We start from the raw sequence: 16,662 nt of genomic DNA on the forward strand, positions 1-16,662 counted from the left end.
TAAATCTGTTCGCCGGGTTCGTACTCGTCTTTTGATAAAACGACAAGAAAAGCGATTCAGCCAAATAATTTTCCCGCTGCTCTTGGCAGGCTGCTGCAAACCAGCCTATTGAAGAATAGACGGTAAAAAAACATAATGACACTGCAAGTTTAGGGGATCGCGTCGTGAACGCTCATGCGAGCGCGCCCGTTGGGGCGGCACAGCTTGAATCGAACCCAATGCTCGGCATTGGTCTTAAAATCGCTTCTGTGACGATTTTTGTCGGTATGTCCACCATGCTCAAGGCAGCGGAAGGCGTTCCGCTCGGAGAACTGATTTTCTTTCGCTCCTTCTTCGCAGTTATTGCTGTGCTGATTTATCTCAAATGTCGGGGTCAGCTAGAGGGTGCATTTCGTACCCAGCATGGGCTTAGCCATTTCTGGCGCGGTATGGTCGGCGTCTGCGCCATGACGATGAGTTTCTTTGCCCTGATAAAATTGCCGTTACCCGAAGCAATCGCCATCAATTATGCCTCACCGCTCATCACCGTCATTCTGGGCGCGTTCGTCTTGGGTGAGGTGGTGCGCCTTTATCGCTGGAGCGCCGTGCTCGTCGGTCTTTTTGGCGTTCTTGTCATCATATGGCCACGCCTGACGATTTTTTCCTCCGGCAATGTCGGACAGGACGAGGCAATCGGTGCCCTTTCAGCGCTCGGCGCTGCCGTCATGGCTGCGATAGCCATGCTCCTGGTGCGACGCCTGGTGCAGACAGAGCGCACAGCCACCATAGTGATCTATTTTTCACTTTCGGCCAGTATCATTGCGCTCTTCAGCCTACCTTTCGGGTGGATCGTGCCGAGCTGGTCTCAGCTTGCGCTTCTGATTGGGGCGGGCTTTGCCGGTGGTATTGCTCAGATACTGCTTACGGAATGCTATCGTCATGCGCCGATGTCGACCATCGCACCGTTTGAATATACGTCGATGCTAATGGGGCTGGTTATCGGATTTTTGCTATTCGGGGATGTTCCGACGCTCGAAATGATCATCGGCAGCGCTATCGTTATGGGTGCGGGCGGTTTCATCATCTATCGCGAGCACAAGCTGGCCATCGCACCGCATAAGCTCAATGCACCACAAAGCCATTAATTTATATCTTACTGGGGATTCTCCGAACGCGGGTCGAGTTGCAGTGTTTCCGGTGTTGACTGAGCATCGGGCGTGACGAACTTGAACTCGGTTTTCTGTTCGCTGATGGCCGGTCGCTCGAAGCGCTTGATGCGCCAGAAGGCATGAAGGCCGTAAATGCCATAGGAGACAGCCATCGTGACGAAAAAACCGGGCGCGCCGATCAGGTCCATCAGCGGGCCGGACAGCGCAGGTCCCAGCATACTGCCGATCCCATAGACAATCAGCAAGCCACTTGAGACCTGAACGAACTCGCTGGCATCCGCATAGTCATTGGCGTGCGCGACATTCAGACTGTAGATTGGATAGAGCACAAAGCCGAACAAAAACATCATGCCATAAAGCGACATTGGCGTTGCTGGCTGCAGGATAAGCATGATGGTGGAGAGGGCAAAGCCGATCAGCCCGGCCACGACCATCACATAGCGACGGTCAACGAAATCCGAGGATCGTCCCAGCGGATACTGGAACAATGCGCCGCCGATCATGGCGCAGGCCAGCATGGTTGCGATACCGAAAGTCGACAGGCCGTTCATGCCGCCATAGATGGCAGCGAGAAAATTCCAGGTGCTGGCGGTAATACCAGCGATAAGAGAGCCGATGACGGCGGCAGGCGAGCGACGGTAAAGCCCTCTGATGTCGAGGGTCACCTGTGTCAGTGGGTTGGGCGATTGCGCGCTGGAGAGGACCGTGGGCAACAGGGCGCTCGCATAGATGATGGCGCAGATGATGAACAGTGTCTGCGTCGAGGCGTCACCAAACGGAAGGATATACTGTCCGCACATTAGCCCCAGCATGGTGATGATCATATAGATCGAGAAAACCCGTCCGCGCGAATCATTGGTCACGCGCTCGTTGAGCCAGCTTTCGATGATCATATAGCTTCCGGCAAGCCCAAAACCCGCTACGCCGCGAAACAGCATCCATGCAGCGGGACTGACCACCAGCGAATGAAACAGAAGTGCGATCGAAAGCAGGGTGAGCAGCGCCGCGAAAACCCGCACATGCCCGACACGACGCACCAGATGCGGCACCACGATGCAGCCGAGCGTGAAGGCGAGCGAATAGCTTGTCCCCATCCAGCCGATGGTCGTGGTCGACCACCCTTCCATACCGCCGCGCAGCGGCAGGAGAATACCCGCAAGTCCGCCTGCAAGCAGCATCATGAATGTGCTTGTCAAAAGGGCGGCAATTGGCAAAAGCTGGCCAGCCATTGATATCTCCGGTCGGTCGCGAAATTTTAGCTCTCATACTGTCTTTTTGCCGGTTGGCAAGCGGCGCATTAAAACAAGTTTGCGGCATGTCGGTGACAAGCTGCGTGAAAGCTGTGCGAATAAAGAAATATCAGCCGGTGAGTTCAGCCATTCTGAGTTTTACGGCCAGAAAATCGCGCCATGCGAAGCGCTTTTGTGCCGGCGTGCGCAGGAGATAAGCTGGATGCAAAGTCGGCATGACAGGCACTTCGATGCCGGACGGCGTGCGGTGGATTTTCCAGTTGCCGCGCAGACGCAGAATTCCTTCCGGCGCGCCGGTCAGCGCTTTACCGGCAGGGCCGCCGAGCGCCACAAGGATTTTGGGCGCGGCAAGCTCGATCTGCCGTTCGATGAAGGGACGGCAAAGCTCTGTTTCAAGCGGGGTAGGCGTGCGATTGCCCGGTGGGCGCCAAGGGATCGTATTGGCAATATAGACATTCTCGCGCGTGAGGCCGATGGCTTCAATCATCCGGTTGAGAAGCTGCCCCGAACGTCCGACGAAAGGCAGGCCTTCCATATCCTCGTCGCGGCCGGGCGCTTCGCCGACGAACATGATATCCGAGGATGGATCGCCATCGGCAAAGCAAATGTTCTTTGCAGTGAATTTCAGTGCACAGCCGTCGAAAGCTGCGAGTTGCTCGCGCAGTTCTTCCAATGTGTTGGCTTGCGACGCGGCCTCGCGGGCCAGAGCAATCTGCGCCGTATCCGGCACATCGGATGCTGCCCGCACGGCTTGTGTGACGGGCATTGGCGTGGGCCGCGGTTGCGCTTGTTGCTGTGGACGAGGCGTTTCGCGTTGCGTATTTTCCTGACGGGCGGATGCCTTTGTAGGCGCCGGAGATTGGGACTCGGCAAAACGATCAATGGGCGTTTCCGAAAGTGGCAGATCGACACCCGCTTCCGCATAAAAGCGGAGCAAGCCTTCCATATCCAACGTCTCGCGGCCATCAGTCATCTTTTTACCTCGCTTGAGAGGTGGCGAATTTTGACCCGGAATGCAATGGGGGAGGGCGCGCATTTTGCGTTTTCCGCATAAAAGCCCGCCCATTACAGCTCAGCAAGCATTCCGCACTGATGCATAACTTCACGCGTCAATTTGTATAACGCGAATTGACGTTTACGTTAAAGTAAATATTATGTCCGCAAAAATGTCTATTGCTTGGACAATTGGACGCATATGCGACAGTTCCCAACTTTGCGACAGGTTAAAGCTATAGGATGAGGCCTTGTTGTATCGGCATTTTATGCGAGCAGGGATGACAGTGTATCATTTTTTAACCGATGCGCTTTGGAAGGGAACAAGGACAATTTCATGTTCATATCCGGACATGAAATCGGTTCACGAAGAAAAACAATTGGATGCATCGTGTGCACTGGAATAGAAAATGCGCGGTGACAGACCGGACGGAGGCATGAATGTCTGAAGCGCCAGAACTTGACAAGCAGGAACTTCCTGAGCGCGAAAGTATGGAATTTGATGTGGTGATTGTTGGTGCGGGGCCTGCTGGGCTTTCTGCCGCCATTCGCTTCAAGCAGATCAATCCCGAGCTTTCTGTCGTGGTTCTTGAAAAGGGCGGCGAAGTCGGCGCGCATATCCTGTCCGGCGCGGTTGTTGACCCAAGCGGCATCGATGCACTGCTTCCGGGATGGCGTGAGGAAGAAGGCCATCCGTTCAAGACGCCGGTGACGGCTGACCATTTTCTGCTGCTTGGACCTGCGGGATCGGTGCGCCTTCCCAATTTTGCAATGCCGCCGTTAATGGGCAATCACGGCAATTACATCGTTTCACTGGGTAATGTCTGTCGCTGGCTTGCTGCCAAGGCGGAAGAACTGGGCGTTGAAATCTATCCGGGTTTTGCCGCAACAGAAGTGCTTTATAATGACGATGGTGCAGCCATCGGCGTTGCCACTGGCGACATGGGCGTCGAGCGCGATGGCACGCATGGTCCCAATTATACCCGCGGTATGGCGTTGCTAGGTAAATATGTGCTGATCGGTGAGGGTGCGCGCGGATCGCTCGCCAAGGAACTGATAGCAAAGTTCAAGCTTGATGAAGGCCGTGAACCGGGCAAATACGGGATCGGACTGAAAGAGCTTTGGCAGGTTGATCCGTCAAAGCATAAGCCCGGTCTGGTACAGCACTCGTTTGGCTGGCCGCTCGGCATGAAGACGGGCGGCGGCTCGTTCCTCTATCATCTTGAAGACAATATGGTGGCGGTTGGTTTTGTGGTGCATCTCAACTACAAAAATCCTTATTTGGCGCCCTTCGAGGAATTCCAGCGTTTCAAGACGCATCCGGCGATCCGCGACACGTTCGAGGGCGGCAAACGTCTTTCTTATGGCGCACGCGCCATCACCGAAGGCGGGTTTCAGTCCGTGCCGAAACTGTCATTTCCCGGTGGTGCGCTGATTGGTTGTTCGGCAGGGCTGGTCAATGTGCCGCGCATCAAGGGCAGCCATAATGCGGTTCTGTCCGGCATTCTCGCCGCAGACAAGATCGCGGAAGCGCTCGCCGCCGGTCGCGCCAATGACGAGCCGGTCGAGATCGAGAACAGCTGGCGTGAAAGCGCTATCGGTACGGATCTTAAGCGGGTTCGCAACGTCAAGCCGCTCTGGTCGAAATTCGGCACGGCTATTGGTGTGGCGCTGGGCGGTCTTGATATGTGGACCAACCAGCTTTTCGGGTTTTCTGTTTTTGGCACGCTCAAACATGGCAAGACCGATGCGCAAAGTCTGGAGCCTGCGCAAAAGCATAAGAAGATCGACTATCCCAAGGCCGATGGCGTTCTGACTTTTGATCGCCTGTCGTCGGTGTTTTTGTCCAACACCAATCACGACGAGAACGAGCCCGTACATTTGCTCGTGCGCGACATGGAGTTGCAAAAAACATCCGAGCATGATGTTTTTGCGGGACCATCGACGCGCTATTGCCCGGCGGGCGTTTATGAATGGGTGGATGCGGATGGCAATGCTGCCGCCGACCCCAAGGCAAAAGACGTACGCTTCGTGATCAACTCGCAGAACTGCGTGCATTGCAAGACCTGCGATATCAAGGATCCGAACCAGAACATCGACTGGGTTCCGCCACAAGGCGGCGAAGGACCGGTCTATGTGAATATGTAATATTTACATTCGAGACTGCGTCCGTCTCGACCACCGCTTGAAAATGGCGGCGAAGGACCGGTTTACGTCAACATGTAATGTTGATGAAAACTGTGTCCGCCCATTACAGCATCACTGATTGCGTTTCGGGTTCTTCGTGATCAGGACGGACGGGCGCTGGTACGGAAAAGTCGAGCCGAACCGGCAGGTGATCCGAACCGACATATGGTCGGGAGGCGGCAACAGGCATTTCAACTTCGGGACTGACCAGAAGCTGATCGATGGGCAGGCCGATCCACGCAGTCAGGCTCGTTGGCAGGCCATGGGGCAACCATGTACCGCCAATATCCGGGACCGCTTCCGTGCCTGATGCCTTGGCGATGCGTTTGACTGCATAGCTCCACGGTACAGCATTGAAATCACCGGCGATAATTTTTAGTCCGTCCAGTTTTTGCAGTCCCGGTACCATCTCGCCGATACTGTCGTTCTGGCCATAAGGCCATGGCAGGGCAGAATGGTAGGCCGCGACAGTGACGAATGTGCCGCCAAAATCGATTGCAGCGCTGGCAAGGCGTCCACCTGCTGAACAGGCTTGAGCATCGCTTTCAGATATTGGGCGGCGGGAAAGAATGCCGGTGCCGAAATCGGGTCCATCGATCCGGCATTCGACATGATAGGGATAGGTGCTTTTGAGGATATCGATCCACATCGTCCAATCTGGGCCCGCTTCCTGATAGGTGATCACATCCGGCTTTTCGCGCGCAATCATTTGCAGAACGCGCTTGGGTTCAGAGTTGTCATAGCGCAGATTGATCTGGATCAAGCTGTAACGCGGACCGGCAGTATGTGCTGGCGTTTCTTCATCGGTACTGCCAAGAAAACGATGCGCTATTGCCGTCGTGCTTCCAAAAGCCAAGACGGCAAGAAGTATAACCATTGCCGCCTCACGCCGCATCTGCGTGAACACGAGCGGCAAAGCCAAAACTGCCATCAAAACAGCCAGATGTGCACGAAAGTGCGAAAACGCATCGAATGCCGGATGCACCGACCCCAGAAAACCGAGCACAAGCGGTACCGAGACCGCAACAGCGGCCAGAAGCAGGATAAAGGGCAGTTTAGTGTGGGCTTTTGACATGTCGGTCACTATGAGAGCGATTGCGGCATGAAGATGAAACGGAGCGCTCTTAACGCTCCGTGTTTACTGAAAGGCTGTTTCATAAAAGCTTCTGAGTTTTCGCGAGTGCAGCCGTTCATTGGGCATGGCGGCAATCTTCTCTATGGCGCGAATACCGATGCGCAGATGCTGCGCCACCTGCCGCTTGTAGAATTCGGTCGCCATGCCCGGCAGTTTCAATTCGCCATGCAGCGGCTTGTCCGAAACGCATAAAAGCGTGCCATAAGGTACGCGGAAGCGGAAGCCATTGGCGGCAATGGTGGCCGATTCCATATCGAGGGCGACGGCGCGTGCCTGCGACAGTCTTTGCACCGGCCCGCGCTGGTCGCGCAGTTCCCAGTTTCGATTGTCGATGGTGGCAACCGTTCCCGTGCGCATGATGCGCTTGAGTTGCGAGCCTTCAAGGCCAGTGATTTCCTCGACAGCTTCTTCAAGAGCGACCTGAATTTCAGCCAAGGCTGGCAGCGGCACCCAGACCGGCAGATCATCATCGAGCACATGGTCCTCGCGCATATAGGCATGCGCCAGCACATAATCGCCCAGTTCCTGAGAGTTGCGCAGCCCCGCGCAATGGCCGAGCATCAGCCATGCATGTGGGCGTAGCACCGCGACATGATCGGTGATCGTCTTGGCGTTGGAAGGGCCGACGCCGATATTGACCATCGTAATGCCGCCATGGCCTTCTTTTTTGAGGTGATAGGCGGGCATTTGCGGCAATCGACCAAGCGGACTGCCCTGGCTCGGTGCGCTTTCGCCTGCAAGGGTTACCAGATTGCCCGGCTCAACGAATTGCTCATAGCCGCCACCGCCCGTCGCCATCAATTCACGCGCATAGGCGCAGAATTCGTCGATATAGAACTGGTAATTGGTGAAAAGCACAAAATTCTGGAAATGCGCCGGGCTGGTTGCCGTGTAATGCGCAAGCCTTTGCAGCGAATAATCGATGCGCTGCGCTGTAAAGGGCGCAAGCGGCATGGGTTCGCCCGGCGTGGGGTCGAAATCGGCATTGACGATGCGATCATCGGTTGCGGCGAGATCCGGCACGTCGAAAAGATCGCGCAACGGATGCTGAAAGGCATTGGCCACCGAAGCCTCGACATAAGTGCCTTCCTTGAAGGCGAAATGCAGCGGGATCGGCGTAGCCGATTCGCGTACCGTGACGGTTACGCTATGATTGCGCATCAAAAGGCGGATCTGCTCATCGAGATAATGGCCGAACAGATCGGGCCGCGTAATGGTTGCCGAATAATCACCGGGCGAGGATACATGGCCATAGGCTAGACGCGTATTGACATGCGCGAAGCTCGATGTGGAAAGGCAGATCTCCGGGTAAAAAGCGCGGTAACGCTGGGCCGGAGCGTTTCCATGCGCGACTTTTGCAAAAGCATCGCGCAGGAAATCCACGTTGCGGTCATAGAGTTTTTGCAGCGCAGCAACTGCGCCTGAGGCATCGCTGAACACCTGCGGCTCATAGGGCGGCGGTGTTTTGATTTCGCTTGTAAATGGATGTTCGATTCGCTCTGTCATGGCCTAATATAGCAGGTTCCATGACTTTGGAATGACCAACTTATTCAATCGTCAGGTCGTGCGTTGCAGGCTCACATAAAGCACCAGCCCTATGCCACTCATCTTGGGTTGGTTTCCTATCTGCATATAGGCAAAGGTGGCGGCGGGGCCGGTGAAAATGGCTGTAAATACCAGCACACGAAAGGCGATTGCCATGAATGTGCGCAAGGGCGGCTTCATGGCAACGTCTCCGGGATCTTCGCTGGCGTTTGCGACTGCCATGCAAGGAGTGGATTACCCAAGACGCCATGCTGGGTGTCGGCAAAAACGCCCGCAACGATGGCTATTCCCGCAAGAAGCAAAGCTGCTATCGTCAGGCGTTTGAACAACATGGCTGGCTCCCTTAATTTTTCTAACAATTTTGAGTTTAGCCAGCGCGTCTGAACCCTCCCTGAGAGCGGCATTCATGTGCGGTTCAAAAATACTGATGTCGGGTTAAATCCACCGTTACGGCCTTGTGCCTTTGAAAATGGGCCTTATGTTTCCAATCATTGGAATGTGGAGTTTTGTACGATATTGAGGAGCAAGCCCAATGGTGGAACAGACCAAGCCTATCAAGCTTTATTACTGGCCGACGCCGAATGGTTTTAAGATCAGCATCATGCTTGAGGAACTTGGCGTTCCTTACGATGTGAAATTTATCAATATCGGCAAGGGTGACCAGTTTCAGCCGGACTTTCTGAAAATCGCTCCCAATAACCGCATGCCTGCCATTATCGACCCGGAAGGTTCGGGCGGCGCGCCGATTTCTGTGTTTGAATCAGGTGCTATCCTGCAATATCTCGGACGCAAGTTTGGAAAATTCTACCCGTCAGATGAACGCAAGCGCGTTGCGGTCGATGAGTGGCTGATGTGGCAGATGGGCGGTCTGGGGCCGATGTCGGGACAGGCAGGCCATTTCCGCAACTACGCACCGGAGAAGGTTCAATATGGCATCGACCGCTATACCAATGAAGTGGGCCGCCTTTATGGTGTATTGGATCGCCAGCTTGCCGGTCGTGATTTTATTGCAGGTGATTATTCGATTGCCGATATGGCAAGCATAGGGTGGGTTAATGCCTATAAGAATTATGAGCAGAACCTTGATGATTTTCCCAATCTTAAGCGCTGGCACGAAACGGTGAATGCACGTCCGGCGGTTAAACGCGGGCTTGTGGTGGGCAAGGAAGAACGCGAACGCGCTATGGCATCCGCCAATAAGGAAGAAGAGCAGAAAATCCTGTTCGGCCAGAAGGCACGTTAATTCCGTGATATGAACATGAAAAAGGCGGCCTGTTAGCCGCCTTTTTAAATACTTATTATTGACGGGTGAGGCTTTCACTCTTGCAGATCAAGCCACCAAGCACACAGCCGGACAGGGATAGGCTGTTGCCCTTGACCGATGCTTTGCCGTTGTATGTCTTTCCTTCATCGAGCTTGTTGACCTGTCCTTTATAGCTGCCACCCTTGCCCGACATGGTGCCAATGGACTTGCCCTTGTATTCGCCGGTCATGACCGTTCCGCAGAATTTATTGTCGCCGCAAGCGGCATAGCGGATGATGGTGCCGTTTGGACGTTTCCAACTCCCGACAATGCCCTCGTCGGCAAATGCCTGGACACTGAAGCTTGCAGCCAGTGTCAATGCCATACAGAGAATACGGATCATTCATTCCTCCCACAGTGCTGCCGCCGTAATAAGGGGCAAATCTTATATGTTCCCAAAATACTTATGGTCTTATGACCAGCTTTATTGAACGCTGCTCGCCTCAGGATAAACGCTCACTCATCCTTACGCATACGTAAAAGTAAATTAGATTACTGTTTTGATAAAGCGGAATCTTGCATTGTTTTACGTCATTCGGATGGGGCTTGTTTAAAGGCATCAAACCGCCGCGATCATTCTATGGTTAGCATCCGGTTTCCACGTGCAATGCGTGCTCAAGGCGGATTTCATCAAAAAGCGAATGAAATTTGAGGCTTGGATGTTTAACAAATTACCAAATTTACTGCTTGTTTGGATTTTGTTGGCTTGCTGTTAAGCATCTGGTTTAACGCGCGTTTTAAACCTTTCCCTTATCTTGAAGAACATGAACGGAACGACAGAGACGGCAGTTTCGCGGATGTGAAAAGCTGAAACGAAAACAAAGACCGGACGGTTCTCGGGATTTAACAGGGACAAAGACAATGGCACAGTTTCAGAGCTTGATGAATAAAGAAAAGATCGCCTCGCAGGACCGCATTCTTCTGGAAATGGGTATGAAATACGCCATTGGTCGCGATTGTGAAATCGATGTCGTCGAAGCGCATAAGTGGCTCAACATTGCTGCCATCCGCGGGAACGAAAAAGCCGCACAGTTGCGCAACCGCGTTGCCGCGACCATGAGTAAAAGCGAACTGGCAGCAGCGCTTCGTGGTGCCCGCGAGTGGATGACGACGCACTGACAGAAGGCCACATTCGATTCAACCATTCTTTTTCTTGTCAGTCGTTGGATTGGTTAGCAAGGGTCATCATCTTCAAAAAGGTGACCACTTCGCGCGGATGCCTGAGATGATGTTTCATGAGTTGATCGGGCATAATATCCAAGAGTTTAAGCGCACGGACACGCCCGTTGTTACGGTAGTTCGCAGACCATTTGAGAAAATCCCAATCAAAGCGCTCCGGGCAGCCATCAGCCATATCGGGGCGGGTGTGTCCCTGGTGTTTTCAGGATTCTTGCGATGATCCGCGAAAGGCGTAGTGGGGTCGATAGATCGAGAAACACCAGCATGTCGGCGCGTGAGGCGCGATAGTGCATGGTTTCGCTGTGGTTTCCTTCAAAAATCCATTTCTCTTTATCCGCAACAGCATTTGTCAGGCGTCCGACTTCCTCTCGTGCGCGCATGACCCAGCCAGGTTTCCAGTAAAGTGTATCAATGTGCACCACGGGCAGGCCGGTTATGTCACCAAGGTTTCGCGCCAGCGTTGACTTTCCCGAACCGGGACCGCCGAAAATCATGATCCGTTTTATGTTCGAGGTTTTAGGCATGCTGGGTCCAGCGATTGGTCGGTCAAATAGACAATAGAGTGATTGATGGCTTTACTGCGTCTCTACTTCAAAGAGCTTTCAAATAACGGACAGGCAACACCCGTTAGAAAAATTGTATTTTATAATTTTGGAATATAGCGTAATAAATTGACAGTCAATCATGCCGGGCGCAATATTGACAAGGAAAAGAAATGGACTACAAAAGACGAGCGACAGCTTAGTTCTTTTCAATTCCAAATAAAAACTGGTCACGACATACCAATTCGATGGCGTGGCCGAAGAGGCAGAATCGACAGGGAGTGACGCAATGTCCATTCGATCCATTACAGCTCTGACAGGCACTGCCATCATCATGGGTGCCGCGGCTTTTGCCTTTTCAACACCGGCAAGCGCTCTGACCATGAAAGAATGCAGCGCCAAGTACCAGGCTGCAAAGGATGCCGGCACGCTGGGAAATCTGAAGTGGAATGATTTCCGCAAGGCGCAATGTGGTGACGATGCAGCGGCAGCGCCCGCTGCGGCTCCAGCAGCACCTGCAAAGAAAACTGCCAAGGCCCCCGCTGCGGCTGATGATGCTGCGAAGGGGCTGACCATGAAGCAGTGCAGCGCGAAATATCAGGCAGCCAAGGATGGCGGTATTGACGGTTTGAAGTGGAACGACTTCCGTAAAACGGAATGCGGCGCTGGCGCTGACCCCGTTGCATTGAGCACGGATGGTAATCGCGAGCCTTCCGCGCCGACTACGGCTGCTCCGCGCGGGATGAAATTCCCGACGGCTGTATCGTCGAAATTTTCCAGCGAATCGGCTGGCAAGGCACGCATGCACACCTGCCTCGAACAGTATCATGCTCTGAAGGATGCCAATGCACTTGGTGGCCTGAAGTGGGTGCAGAAGGGCGGCGGTTACTACAGCCTCTGCAATGCCCGTCTCAAGGGCAATTCGTAAATCGTATAACAATCAGAAATAAAGGGGCTAAGTGGCCCCTTTATTTCGTTACGCATTTCATCGTGTTCGGAAAAACCAGCCGCTGATCGCAACGCCGAGCCAGCCAGCGATCATGAGTGTTCCACCAGTAGGAGCGGCGAACGGAAAAAGCCTGTTGCCGGTGATATCGCGCAGGAACAGATCACCGCAAAATAGCGCCAGCCCGGCGATCAACAACGCACCGCCGATTAGAGCTATACGGTTGCTTGGGGCCAATAGTGAGAGAACCAGCAGGGCAGGGGCATGGGCCAAAAGCAGCGGTGCAATCGTACTTAAATGACTGCCCTCGCTGTGGGCTGCCCGCGCATAGGCGGCAATAGCGAGTGCGCCGCATAATCCGCCTAGAGTACTGAAAAGAATATTTTGTGGCTGGTTATGGCGTGGGCTAGACATATCGAAACCCCTCTATTTATACGGCTGCAGCGCTTGCAAGGATTTGCGGGCGTCTTCGATTGCCATCGGCAGCGCGGCCTCGAAAACATCGAGCTGCACTTTGATGCCGACACTCACGCGGATGCAACGGTCAAGAACGGGAGCGCCTGGCTTGCGTACGAAAACATCGCGTTCCATCAGTCCGTTGAGAATAGCGGTTGCAAACGCAGCGTCGCGACCGCAATCGATTGCGACAAAATTGGTAGCGGAGGTGAGTGCAGTCAGGCCATTGTCAGCCGCAATAGCAGCAATGCGCTCCCGACCCGCTTTAATCTTTGATACAACATCTCTAAGATAAGACTGGTCCTTCAATGCAGCAATGGCTGCGGCCTGTGCCATACGGCTGACCGCAAAATGATCGCGAACCTTATTAAAAGACTGGATCGCGTCTGGGCAACCGACAGCATAACCACAGCGTATGCCCGCAAGCCCATAAGCCTTGGAAAAAGTTCGCATGCGCAGAATATTGGGGCGATCCGGTTCAAAATCCGGGAAGGCTGAGGCCGGGCCAGTTTCGCAATAGGCTTCATCAAGAACCAGCATAGTTGTTTCCGGGACCTGTTCGATAAATGCCTGAATGTCGGTACCTTCATGCCAGCTACCCATCGGATTATCCGGATTGGCGACATATAGAAGCTTGGCCCTCTCGTTACGTGCCGCTGCAAGCAGGGCATCAAGATCGGGCCTGTCCTGTCGATAGGGCACGGTTATAAGCCTGCCGCCATAACCTGAAACATGATAGTTGAAGGTTGGATAACCACCCAGCGAGTTGATGACTGTATCGCCGTCAGACACATATTGGCGAACGATCAGGCCCAGCAACGCATCGACCCCGGCACCGGGCATAATGTTTTCGGCTTTAACGCCGTGATGGTCGGCGATCGCATGTCGCAACGCATAATTCTCGGGGTCGCCATACTTCCAAACCTCGGTGGCTTCGCGCTGCATGGCGTCAATGACGGAAGGGGCCGGACCAAAACTGCTCTCATTGGCGCCGATTCGGGCCTTGAACGACTCTCCGCGCTGCAATTCCAGCGTTTCCGGCCCGATGAAGGGCACGGTTGAGGGAAGCTGCTCCACAAGAGGGGTAAGGCGAGGGGGAGTCATGGCTATATCCAGTCAACTTTGATCAGAACATGCGTTCGAATGGCGAAACATGGAAAATTGCACCATGCTGGTCGACGACAGCCATAACAATTCACATCGTCTGGTTCCACCTCAATGATGTATTTTGGGACGGAGCAGGGAAGTGGCGGCGAAAAAATAAGGGTGGTGCGTCCGCAATATCGACTTACAATCGACAGTTCTATTAACAGGGAAACAACGAGCCGATCTTCCTTGATAGTGGGTCACCCCTACTTGATGGAGAGAATAAGCCGAAAAATATTTTCTAAAGCGCATCCCGATCTGATTGAATCAGACCGGCATCTCTCACCCCTGATAGGATTGTGCTCTAATATGAGGTGCTTCGCGCGCTCAGCTGTTTTAATTGTAGCGAAAATGCACAGAATGAAAAACTCAATGCTTGATCGAACGTATGGACAAGATGAGTCGATGAAAGTCACCAGGCCGCGTAAATGACGATCGAGCTCTAATGAACCTCTAAAACCTTTACGCAAGAATCGAGATCGTTTGTCGCCAGATGTGCGTAACGCATGGTCATCTGCAATGTCTGATGGCCGAGCCACATTTGTACACGCCGGATATCAATCCCTCCGCGCACAAGTCGTGAAGCGCACGTATGCCGTAGAATATGTGGAACGACCTGATCATCCTTACCAAGGCCGACTTCCTTTTTCGATTCGTTCCAGACCTGTCGGAAGCGGACTTGCGTCAGCATCGAAAACGGACCTTTATTCTGTGCGTGGTCAATCTGCGTGGCCTTATTCGCACGACGTGTCAAAGGAACGGTTCGGCTGCGGTTCGATTTTGTGAGCCAGAATGTAACACGTTGATCCTGCAGATCATTCCATGTCAGTCCGATGGCTTCTCCAAGGCGGCAGCCTGAGTCGACGAGGAAAACAGCGAGCCGGTAGCTGTCCTCACAGCGTGTCTTGATCGCTGCAAAAAGCCGTTTTTCTTCTTCTTGTTCAAGAAAGCGAATACGTCCTACGCGTTCTTTTTGCCGGATGAACTCCGGAAGGCTATAAATATCCCCCATTTTATGCGCCTTTCGCAGCAGCTTGCTCAGCGCAGCCATCTTTCTGTTGATGGTTGCATTGCTGTTTCCGCGTTCACGAAGCGTACCAATGAGAGAGTCTAGCATATGCTGTGTGAAACCTGAAAAGCGATCGCCTTTCAATATTTCATTTATTTCTCCAAGAAACGATCTCACATTATACTTATGTGATCCGTCATCCCACAAGATGTTTATGTATTTACCGGTAAGATCTGCCACAGAATATGTGTCTACAAGCCGATGGTTGGGGCTCTTGTCGGATGTGTATTTCACATTGTAATCGATTGTCGGCCTATATTGGTCCGTTACTTCGATTTCCATTTCCCCAATAATCATCATCGTGTGCCCCCCGGTATTCTCCAAGTTGCATCACTACTGAAATTATTAGCTGAATACAAGATAAGTGAGCTAACTTTATCCTGGGGCATTATGCGATCCTTGTTAAAGAACCCCCCTTTTGTCCCCAGTTTTTCGTTTCCGTCGTTCTCCCCTTTCGACTTTCCGAAATCCCCACTCCGAAAAAATCGTTCTTACGCTTCTTATAAACGCTGTTTAAAAATCGAAGACGCCAGCGGAAACCCGTTGGCGTCTTCGACCAATGTTTCGCTCTTAGAACGAACGCTGGAAGCGGATCATACCACCCCAAGCATCGTTTTCGCGAACAGGGCTTTTCCACTCGCCACCGAACTTGGTGTAGGAAACTTCTGGCGTAATGGTGAAGCCAGGAACCAGTTCGTAAGCAACGTTTGCAGTAACGGCGGTCTTGGACCAATCGTCATGCGCAGCCTGCAGATTGAAGGTAGCCTGTTCGGTTGCCTTGAACTTCAGGCCACCCCAGACAGCCCAATCGCCGCCCCACTGACCGTAGTTCTGGTCAGGAGTTTCTGCGGAAGAGTAAGCACCCTGCAACCAAACCGAGAAACGGTCGGTGATGTTGACGTCGCCGCGAACCTTTGCAGCCCATTCTTCGATGACCGAGTCGTAAGCAGCGACACCGGCGATCGAACCCCAGCCGCCTGCATACTTCAGGCCGCCAACAATGTGTGGCACATAGCCATCGATTGCGTAGTCATCACCACCCTGTTCGAGAGCGATTGTCGCCGAGAAGCCGTCGCCACCGGTGAAGGTGTAGGAAATCTTGCCCGTACGGTAGGAGCCAGCACCAATCACGTCATCGTTGATGACGTCACCAAGGTAACCGGAGAAGGTGTGGAATTCCGACTCATCAATACCGACCTTGAAGCCGCCGAGCGTGATGTAGGCGAACTGCATGACAACTTCGGAGTTCGTCCCACCAATGATGCTGGTGTCGCCTTCGTCGTTGATGTCAGCCCAGCCACCATACCAGCCGTCACGACGGGAATTCGCTGAACCATAGTTGAAGCGCAGTTCGGTGTAGGTTTTCAAAGTACCGAGTTCGGTTTCCGAACCGGTCGACAGACGCAGAGCGAAACGAGCGCCCTTATCCCAACCTTCACGATCAACGCCGGAATAAACGTCATCGCCGCCCTTTACGTCGTAACGGACATAGCCGTGGATGCGCAGGCAGGTTTCGGTTCCGGGAATGTAGAAGTAGCCGGCGCCGTATGCATCGCAAACGCGAACGTATTCAACGGCTTCGGGCTCTGGTGCGACGATTGCGTCGGCTGCCTGAGCACCGGAAACTGCAACCATGGCTGCAGCGGAGCCAAGGAGAAGGCTCTTGATGTTCATTTCTGACCTCCAGTCAAGAATCGCTGGCAAGTCAGAGGGTTCAACTATTTCAATGGGTTAATTGTTGAGTTCATTTATGGGAACGAACA

General features: G+C 53.3%; 18 protein-coding genes. 5 read left to right on the top strand and 13 right to left on the bottom strand.

Translation table 11 applies throughout. The features are described from left to right. The first annotated feature begins 164 nt into the window (after positions 1–164). Entirely contained in the window at positions 165–1,124 is a 960-nt protein-coding gene (locus tag AAIB41_RS01865) for a DMT family transporter (protein WP_343313922.1), read from the top strand. Between the two features lie 8 nt (positions 1,125–1,132). Here AAIB41_RS01865 and AAIB41_RS01870 read toward each other — a convergent pair whose 3' ends face one another. Together AAIB41_RS01870 and AAIB41_RS01875 are read right to left on the bottom strand one after the other, a co-directional pair. After that, on the bottom strand, positions 1,133–2,377 hold the full coding sequence (locus AAIB41_RS01870; protein ID WP_343313923.1) for an MFS transporter: 1,245 nt from the start codon (positions 2,375–2,377) through the stop codon (positions 1,133–1,135). 130 nt (positions 2,378–2,507) lie between these two features. Beyond that, entirely contained in the window at positions 2,508–3,371 is an 864-nt protein-coding gene (locus AAIB41_RS01875) for a uracil-DNA glycosylase family protein (protein WP_343313924.1), read from the bottom strand. A 461-nt stretch (positions 3,372–3,832) separates the two neighbouring features. On the opposite strand from AAIB41_RS01875, the gene AAIB41_RS01880 reads away from it, so the two are divergent. Then, entirely contained in the window at positions 3,833–5,539 is a 1,707-nt protein-coding gene (locus tag AAIB41_RS01880) for an electron transfer flavoprotein-ubiquinone oxidoreductase (protein WP_343313925.1), read from the top strand. Between the two features lie 103 nt (positions 5,540–5,642). On the opposite strand, the gene AAIB41_RS01885 is transcribed toward AAIB41_RS01880, so the two are convergent. The 4 genes from AAIB41_RS01885 to AAIB41_RS01900 form a co-directional block, all read right to left on the bottom strand. Continuing rightward, positions 5,643–6,653: an endonuclease/exonuclease/phosphatase family protein gene (locus AAIB41_RS01885; RefSeq protein ID WP_343313926.1), complete on the bottom strand. Its 1,011-nt coding sequence runs from the start codon at positions 6,651–6,653 to the stop codon at positions 5,643–5,645. Between the two features lie 63 nt (positions 6,654–6,716). Then, the gene (locus AAIB41_RS01890) at positions 6,717–8,219 is read right to left on the bottom strand and encodes an AMP nucleosidase (protein ID WP_343313927.1); all 1,503 of its coding nucleotides are present in this window, start codon (positions 8,217–8,219) and stop codon (positions 6,717–6,719) included. Between the two features lie 51 nt (positions 8,220–8,270). Beyond that, a complete protein-coding gene (locus AAIB41_RS01895) occupies positions 8,271–8,438 on the bottom strand; it encodes a hypothetical protein (RefSeq protein WP_343313928.1) in 168 nt (55 codons plus the stop codon). Further along, positions 8,435–8,590 (bottom strand): hypothetical protein, encoded by a 156-nt coding sequence (locus AAIB41_RS01900; RefSeq protein WP_343313929.1) that lies wholly within the window; start codon positions 8,588–8,590, stop codon positions 8,435–8,437. The genes AAIB41_RS01895 and AAIB41_RS01900 overlap by 4 nt, the downstream gene beginning before the upstream one ends. A 200-nt stretch (positions 8,591–8,790) precedes the next feature. On the opposite strand from AAIB41_RS01900, the gene AAIB41_RS01905 reads away from it, so the two are divergent. Further along, positions 8,791–9,501 (top strand): glutathione binding-like protein, encoded by a 711-nt coding sequence (locus tag AAIB41_RS01905; RefSeq protein ID WP_343313930.1) that lies wholly within the window; start codon positions 8,791–8,793, stop codon positions 9,499–9,501. A 55-nt stretch (positions 9,502–9,556) separates the two neighbouring features. On the opposite strand, the gene AAIB41_RS01910 is transcribed toward AAIB41_RS01905, so the two are convergent. Beyond that, a complete protein-coding gene (locus AAIB41_RS01910) occupies positions 9,557–9,904 on the bottom strand; it encodes a DUF2147 domain-containing protein (protein WP_343313931.1) in 348 nt (115 codons plus the stop codon). 518 nt (positions 9,905–10,422) lie between these two features. Here AAIB41_RS01910 and AAIB41_RS01915 point away from each other — a divergent pair. Further along, positions 10,423–10,680, top strand: a complete 258-nt coding sequence (locus AAIB41_RS01915) for a sel1 repeat family protein (RefSeq protein WP_343313932.1) — start codon at positions 10,423–10,425, stop codon at positions 10,678–10,680. 37 nt (positions 10,681–10,717) lie between these two features. On the opposite strand, the gene AAIB41_RS01920 is transcribed toward AAIB41_RS01915, so the two are convergent. Together AAIB41_RS01920 and AAIB41_RS01925 are read right to left on the bottom strand one after the other, a co-directional pair. Then, a complete protein-coding gene (locus AAIB41_RS01920; protein ID WP_343313933.1) occupies positions 10,718–10,915 on the bottom strand; it encodes a hypothetical protein in 198 nt (65 codons plus the stop codon). Beyond that, the gene (locus AAIB41_RS01925) at positions 10,908–11,264 is read right to left on the bottom strand and encodes a hypothetical protein (protein ID WP_343313934.1); all 357 of its coding nucleotides are present in this window, start codon (positions 11,262–11,264) and stop codon (positions 10,908–10,910) included. The genes AAIB41_RS01920 and AAIB41_RS01925 overlap by 8 nt, the downstream gene beginning before the upstream one ends. A gap of 307 nt (positions 11,265–11,571) precedes the next feature. On the opposite strand from AAIB41_RS01925, the gene AAIB41_RS01930 reads away from it, so the two are divergent. Then, complete coding sequence (locus tag AAIB41_RS01930; RefSeq protein WP_343313935.1) at positions 11,572–12,210, top strand: antifreeze protein; 639 nt, start codon at positions 11,572–11,574, stop codon at positions 12,208–12,210. Between the two features lie 57 nt (positions 12,211–12,267). Here AAIB41_RS01930 and AAIB41_RS01935 read toward each other — a convergent pair whose 3' ends face one another. The 4 genes from AAIB41_RS01935 to AAIB41_RS01950 form a co-directional block, all read right to left on the bottom strand. Then, positions 12,268–12,642: a DUF423 domain-containing protein gene (locus AAIB41_RS01935; protein ID WP_343313936.1), complete on the bottom strand. Its 375-nt coding sequence runs from the start codon at positions 12,640–12,642 to the stop codon at positions 12,268–12,270. Between the two features lie 12 nt (positions 12,643–12,654). Continuing rightward, positions 12,655–13,788, bottom strand: coding sequence for a pyridoxal phosphate-dependent aminotransferase (locus tag AAIB41_RS01940; RefSeq protein WP_343313937.1), 1,134 nt, complete (start codon positions 13,786–13,788; stop codon positions 12,655–12,657). Between the two features lie 484 nt (positions 13,789–14,272). After that, the gene (locus tag AAIB41_RS01945) at positions 14,273–15,199 is read right to left on the bottom strand and encodes a site-specific integrase (protein ID WP_343313938.1); all 927 of its coding nucleotides are present in this window, start codon (positions 15,197–15,199) and stop codon (positions 14,273–14,275) included. Positions 15,200–15,469: 270 nt separating this feature from the next. Next, complete coding sequence (locus AAIB41_RS01950; RefSeq protein ID WP_343313939.1) at positions 15,470–16,573, bottom strand: porin; 1,104 nt, start codon at positions 16,571–16,573, stop codon at positions 15,470–15,472. Between the last annotated feature and the right edge of the window lie 89 nt (positions 16,574–16,662).

It is taken from the genome of Brucella sp. BE17, from assembly GCF_039545455.1.
GTDB lineage: Bacteria > Pseudomonadota > Alphaproteobacteria > Rhizobiales > Rhizobiaceae > Brucella.

Coding starts and splice junctions, on each gene's coding strand:
- AAIB41_RS01875 (WP_343313924.1), bottom strand. CDS start 3,371: ATGACTGATGGCCGCGAGACGTTGGATATGGAAGGCTTGCTCCGCTTT.
- AAIB41_RS01905 (WP_343313930.1), top strand. CDS start 8,791: ATGGTGGAACAGACCAAGCCTATCAAGCTTTATTACTGGCCGACGCCG.
- AAIB41_RS01870 (WP_343313923.1), bottom strand. CDS start 2,377: ATGGCTGGCCAGCTTTTGCCAATTGCCGCCCTTTTGACAAGCACATTC.
- AAIB41_RS01880 (WP_343313925.1), top strand. CDS start 3,833: ATGTCTGAAGCGCCAGAACTTGACAAGCAGGAACTTCCTGAGCGCGAA.
- AAIB41_RS01895 (WP_343313928.1), bottom strand. CDS start 8,438: ATGAAGCCGCCCTTGCGCACATTCATGGCAATCGCCTTTCGTGTGCTG.
- AAIB41_RS01945 (WP_343313938.1), bottom strand. CDS start 15,199: ATGATGATTATTGGGGAAATGGAAATCGAAGTAACGGACCAATATAGG.
- AAIB41_RS01915 (WP_343313932.1), top strand. CDS start 10,423: ATGGCACAGTTTCAGAGCTTGATGAATAAAGAAAAGATCGCCTCGCAG.
- AAIB41_RS01950 (WP_343313939.1), bottom strand. CDS start 16,573: ATGAACATCAAGAGCCTTCTCCTTGGCTCCGCTGCAGCCATGGTTGCA.
- AAIB41_RS01925 (WP_343313934.1), bottom strand. CDS start 11,264: ATGCCTAAAACCTCGAACATAAAACGGATCATGATTTTCGGCGGTCCC.
- AAIB41_RS01940 (WP_343313937.1), bottom strand. CDS start 13,788: ATGACTCCCCCTCGCCTTACCCCTCTTGTGGAGCAGCTTCCCTCAACC.
- AAIB41_RS01885 (WP_343313926.1), bottom strand. CDS start 6,653: ATGTCAAAAGCCCACACTAAACTGCCCTTTATCCTGCTTCTGGCCGCT.
- AAIB41_RS01930 (WP_343313935.1), top strand. CDS start 11,572: ATGTCCATTCGATCCATTACAGCTCTGACAGGCACTGCCATCATCATG.
- AAIB41_RS01935 (WP_343313936.1), bottom strand. CDS start 12,642: ATGTCTAGCCCACGCCATAACCAGCCACAAAATATTCTTTTCAGTACT.
- AAIB41_RS01900 (WP_343313929.1), bottom strand. CDS start 8,590: ATGTTGTTCAAACGCCTGACGATAGCAGCTTTGCTTCTTGCGGGAATA.
- AAIB41_RS01920 (WP_343313933.1), bottom strand. CDS start 10,915: ATGGCTGATGGCTGCCCGGAGCGCTTTGATTGGGATTTTCTCAAATGG.
- AAIB41_RS01910 (WP_343313931.1), bottom strand. CDS start 9,904: ATGATCCGTATTCTCTGTATGGCATTGACACTGGCTGCAAGCTTCAGT.
- AAIB41_RS01890 (WP_343313927.1), bottom strand. CDS start 8,219: ATGACAGAGCGAATCGAACATCCATTTACAAGCGAAATCAAAACACCG.